This is a genomic window from Mycobacterium sp., assembly GCF_040509115.1.
Taxonomy (GTDB): domain Bacteria; phylum Actinomycetota; class Actinomycetes; order Mycobacteriales; family Mycobacteriaceae; genus Mycobacterium.
The window spans coordinates 1-4214 of the sequence record NZ_JBEVLO010000530.1 but is presented as its reverse complement, the minus strand read 5'-3'; the positions used below and the strand labels follow the sequence as shown (position 1 = coordinate 4214).

Sequence of the window (4214 nt, the reverse complement as noted above, 5' to 3'; positions counted from 1 at the left end):
CAGCTTCGAGAACGTGTGGAACGACCACGACGTGGTGTCACGGGAGATGACGCGCAAGACGTTCGAGCACCCCGTGGTCGGGCCGGTGACGGTGAACTGCGATTCGCTCGACATCGCAGACCGTGATCAACGCGTCGTCATCTACACCGCCGACCCCGGCTCACCGTCGGAGGACGCGTTGCGCCTACTCGCCGTCATTCGACCCCAGCGCACCGATGCGCCGGGGTCACCCCCATCATCGGTTTGGGCTGGAGTCGGACGACCCGCTCCAGCCCCGAAGCGCACCGAAATTGGCGGAACCATTTCGCGAAAGCGCTCGCGCAAGCGCTTGCCTTCCCCCTAGGCTTCGGTGGAGCACGCGGCGCGACCGGCGTCGCATCGGGGACAAGGGAGTCCACATGCACGAAAAGCGCAACAGAAGCACGCTCGCGGTCGGGGCGTTCCTCACGGCAGGCTCGCTGGTTCTGGGCCTGACCGGCTGCGGTGGCGGATCGGACTCGGACAGCGTCAAGGTCGGACTGATCACCAAGACCGACTCGAACCCATACTTCGTCAAGTTGCGTGAGGCCGCGCAGGCACAGGCCGACAAGGACGGTGCCGAGCTGGTTGCGCTGGCGGGTGCGTTCGACGGCGACAACGAGGGCCAGGTCGCGGCCATCGAGAACATGGTCGGCCAGGGAGTGAAGGGCATCCTGATCACCCCCAACTCCTCCACCGGGGTGCTCGACGCCATCAAGAAGGCGCGCGACGCAGGCGTCGTCGTCATCGCCCTGGACACCGCGACCGACCCCGAGGACGCCGTCGACGCCACCTTCGCCACCGACAACAAGGCCGCAGGCGTCAGCCAGGGCAAGTGGGTGAAGGCCGCGCTCGCCGGCGCGGCGCCCCAGGTCGTGATGCTGGACGGCACCCCGGGCGGAACCGTCGACACCTTCCGCCACGACGGATTCCTCGAAGGCTTCGGCATCACCAACGACTCGCCGGAGATCGTCGGCAAGGAGAACACCAACGGCGACCAGACCAAGGCGCAGACCGCCATGGAGAACATCCTCCAGCGGGCCCCGGGGATCAACGCGCTGTACACCATCAACGAGCCGGCAGCCGCGGGCGCGTACCAGGCGATCCAATCCGCCAATCGCACCGCGCAGATCACCATCGGGTCGATCGACGGAAGCTGCACGGGCGTCGCGGACGTGAAGGCCGGGAAGATCGGTGCGACGGTGATGCAGTTCCCGGCGAAGATGGCCGAGCAGGGCGTGCAGGCCGTGGTCAAGTTCGCCAAGGACGGCACCAGGCCCAGCGGATTCAACGACACCGGCTCGCAGCTCATCACGGACAAGCCCGTGCCCGGGCTCGAGTCGCAGGACACCGCGTGGGGCGAGAAGAACTGCTGGGGCACAGCCGGTTCATGACCACTGGCGCTCCCGCGACGGCACCTTCTACGGCACGGCCATCGGTATCGAGTCGGTTCAACGTAGGGAACATCCTCCGTGAACCGCTGCTCGGTCCGCTGGTGGCCCTCGTCGTCGCGATCATCATCTTCAGTTCCATCGCGGATTCGTTCCTCAACCCGCAGAACGTGTCCCTGATCCTCCAACAGTCAGTCGTCGTCGGCATTCTCGCCGTCGGCCAGACGCTGATCATCCTCACCTCCGGCATCGATCTCTCGATCGGCGCGGTGGCCGTCTTCGGCACCATCGTGATGGCGCAGAGCGCGGGCGCCAACGGGCCGGTCGTGGCGCTCGGGTCGACGCTCCTGGTGTGCGTCGTGTTCGGCGCGCTCAACGGCGGCCTCGTCACGGTCCTGCGACTGCCCCCGTTCATCGTTACGCTGGGCACGTTCACAGCGATCCTGGCGGGTACCCGCCTGCTCGCGGGCTCCGAGACCTACCGCGTGGAGCCGGGACCGCTCACCTTCCTTGGCACGTCCTTTCGGGTCGGCTCGTTCTCGACGACGTTCGGCGTGGTCGCGATGCTCCTGGTCTACGCCGTGATGTGGTACGCGTTGTCCCAAACGTCCTGGGGTAAGCACATTTACGCGGTCGGTGGCAACCCGCAGGCGTCCAATCTGTCGGGCATCAAGTCCGGGCGGGTGCTGTTGTCCGTCTACATCGTGACCGGCGTGATTGCCGCCATCGCCGCGTGGGCGGCTCTCGGTCGCATCCCGAACGCCGATCCCAACGCCTACCAGAACGCCAACCTCGAGACGATCACCGCGGTGGTCATCGGCGGAACGAGTCTGTTCGGTGGGCGCGGTGGCGTCGGCGGAACACTGGTCGGCACGTTGATCGTCGGCGTGCTCCGCAACGGCCTCACCCAGGCCGGCGTCGACAACCTCTACCAGAACATCGCGACGGGCATCCTCGTGATCGTCGCGGTGGCCGTGGATCAATTCGCACGCAGGAGATCACTGTGACGACCACGGCGAGCGGCACACCCGTTCTCGAAGCGCGCGGACTCGTCAAGAAGTACGGCAACGTGACGGCGATCAACGGGGCCGACTTCGAGCTCCGCCAGGGCGAGGTTCTCGCGGTCATCGGGGACAACGGTGCCGGGAAGACCAGCCTGATCAAGGCGTTGGCAGGCGCGGTGGTTCCGGACTCGGGTGAGATCCTGATGAACGGAACACCCGTGTCGTTCAAGAACACCCGAGACGCCAGGGCAGCCGGAATCGAGACGGTGTACCAGGATCTCGCGGTGGTACCGGCTCTCGACATCGCGTCGAATCTCTACCTCGGACGCGAGATGCGGCGAAAGGGTATCGCGGGCAGCCTATTTCGTCGGCTGGACATGCCGAGGATGCGCCAGGAGGCCTCGCAACACCTCGCGGACCTGAAGATCGGCATCAAGTCCGTCAACCAGGCCGTGGAGACCTTGTCCGGTGGACAGCGTCAGGGTGTCGCGGTGGCGCGGGCTGCCGCGTTCGGCCGCGATGTGATCATCATGGACGAACCGACCGCTGCGCTCGGCGTCCGGGAGTCGGGACAGGTGATCGACCTGATCCGCTCGATCCGCGACCGCGGCATTCCCGTGGTGCTCATCAGCCACGACATGCCGCACGTGTTCGAGGTGGCTGACCGGATCCACATCCACCGGCTGGGGCAGCGGGCAGGCGTCGTCGATCCGAAGAAGCGCTCGATGTCCGAGGTGGTGGCGCTCATGACCGGTGCGGAGGAGCCGACCGATGAGGAACGCGCCGGTCTCTGAGAAAACTCCGGTCGGGGTCTTCGTCGGCTTGGCGACTCTCGACGTCATTCACCGCATCGTCAAAGCGCCTGCAGTGAACCAGAAGATCACCTCGACCGCACAGTTCGTCGCCGCCGGCGGACCGGCCGCGAATGCGGCGGTCACCTTCGCAGCGCTGGGTGGCGACGCGATCCTGGTCACCGCGCTCGGTGACGATCCGGTCGCCGAGTTGGTTCGAGCCGACCTTGCTGAGTACGGCATCAGCGTCGTCGACGCGGCGGCGGGCACCACCCGGGCGGTACCCGTCTCCGCCGTGTCCGTCGTCGAATCGACGGGTGACCGATCGGTCGTCTCTCTCGACGCGGTGAATTCCGACGCGACGCCCCCGGGTGGCCTCGAAGACCTCGTGGCGGATGCCGACGTGATGCTCGTCGACGGGCACCATCCCTTGGTCGCGCGTGCGGCCGTTCGACATGCGGCAGCCCGCGCCACCACAGTCGTCGTCGACGCGGGCCGATGGAAACCCGTGATGAGCGACGTCATTCCATACGCAACGGACATGGTGTGCTCCAACGACTTCCGAATGCCGGGCACCGACAACCCGGCGTCAACCGCCGCGGCACTGGTCCGCAGCGGCGTTCGCACCGTCGTCACCACCCACGGTGGCGATCCCGTCGACTGGTGGTCCGATGGCGAGTCAGGTTCCGTCCCAGTGGAACCCGTGGTGGTCGTCGACACGCTTGGCGCCGGCGACGCCTTCCACGGTGCGTACGCCTACTTCTCGACCCAGATCGAGAACGGCGTTGCCGAGCGCATCGATCGCTCCGCCCGCGTGGCGGCACTACGGTGTTCGGTGGTCGGGCCTCGGGCCTGGCTGAGCGAACTCCCCATCGAGTTCCACACTGAAAAGACGCGAGAGCGAGAGCGGTGACCATCGAGCAGGACGTGCAGGACGCCACACTGGACCAGTTGGTCGCGTGGGCGCAGACCCTCATCGTCCCGGGCGAGCGTCGCATTCTCGGTCTCAC

At 66.6% G+C, this 4214-nt stretch carries 5 protein-coding genes; all 5 read left to right on the top strand.

Going from position 1 to position 4214, the window contains the following annotated elements; genetic code table 11:
* The coding region (locus tag ABW137_RS35725) for an MmyB family transcriptional regulator (protein ID WP_526407679.1) at positions 1–343 on the top strand (343 nt) is incomplete at its 5' end.
* A 55-nt stretch (positions 344–398) separates the two neighbouring features.
* Positions 399–1412 carry a substrate-binding domain-containing protein gene (locus ABW137_RS35720; protein ID WP_526407677.1) on the top strand — a complete coding sequence of 338 codons (1014 nt, stop codon included), beginning with the start codon at positions 399–401 and terminating at the stop codon, positions 1410–1412.
* Positions 1409–2416, top strand: coding sequence for an ABC transporter permease (locus ABW137_RS35715; RefSeq protein WP_526407675.1), 1008 nt, complete (start codon positions 1409–1411; stop codon positions 2414–2416). Before ABW137_RS35720 ends, ABW137_RS35715 begins: the two co-directional genes overlap by 4 nt.
* Positions 2413–3207, top strand: a complete 795-nt coding sequence (locus tag ABW137_RS35710; protein ID WP_526407673.1) for an ATP-binding cassette domain-containing protein — start codon at positions 2413–2415, stop codon at positions 3205–3207. The genes ABW137_RS35715 and ABW137_RS35710 overlap by 4 nt, the downstream gene beginning before the upstream one ends.
* Entirely contained in the window at positions 3185–4117 is a 933-nt protein-coding gene (locus tag ABW137_RS35705) for a PfkB family carbohydrate kinase (RefSeq protein ID WP_526407671.1), read from the top strand. Before ABW137_RS35710 ends, ABW137_RS35705 begins: the two co-directional genes overlap by 23 nt.
* The last annotated feature ends 97 nt before the right edge of the window (positions 4118–4214 follow it).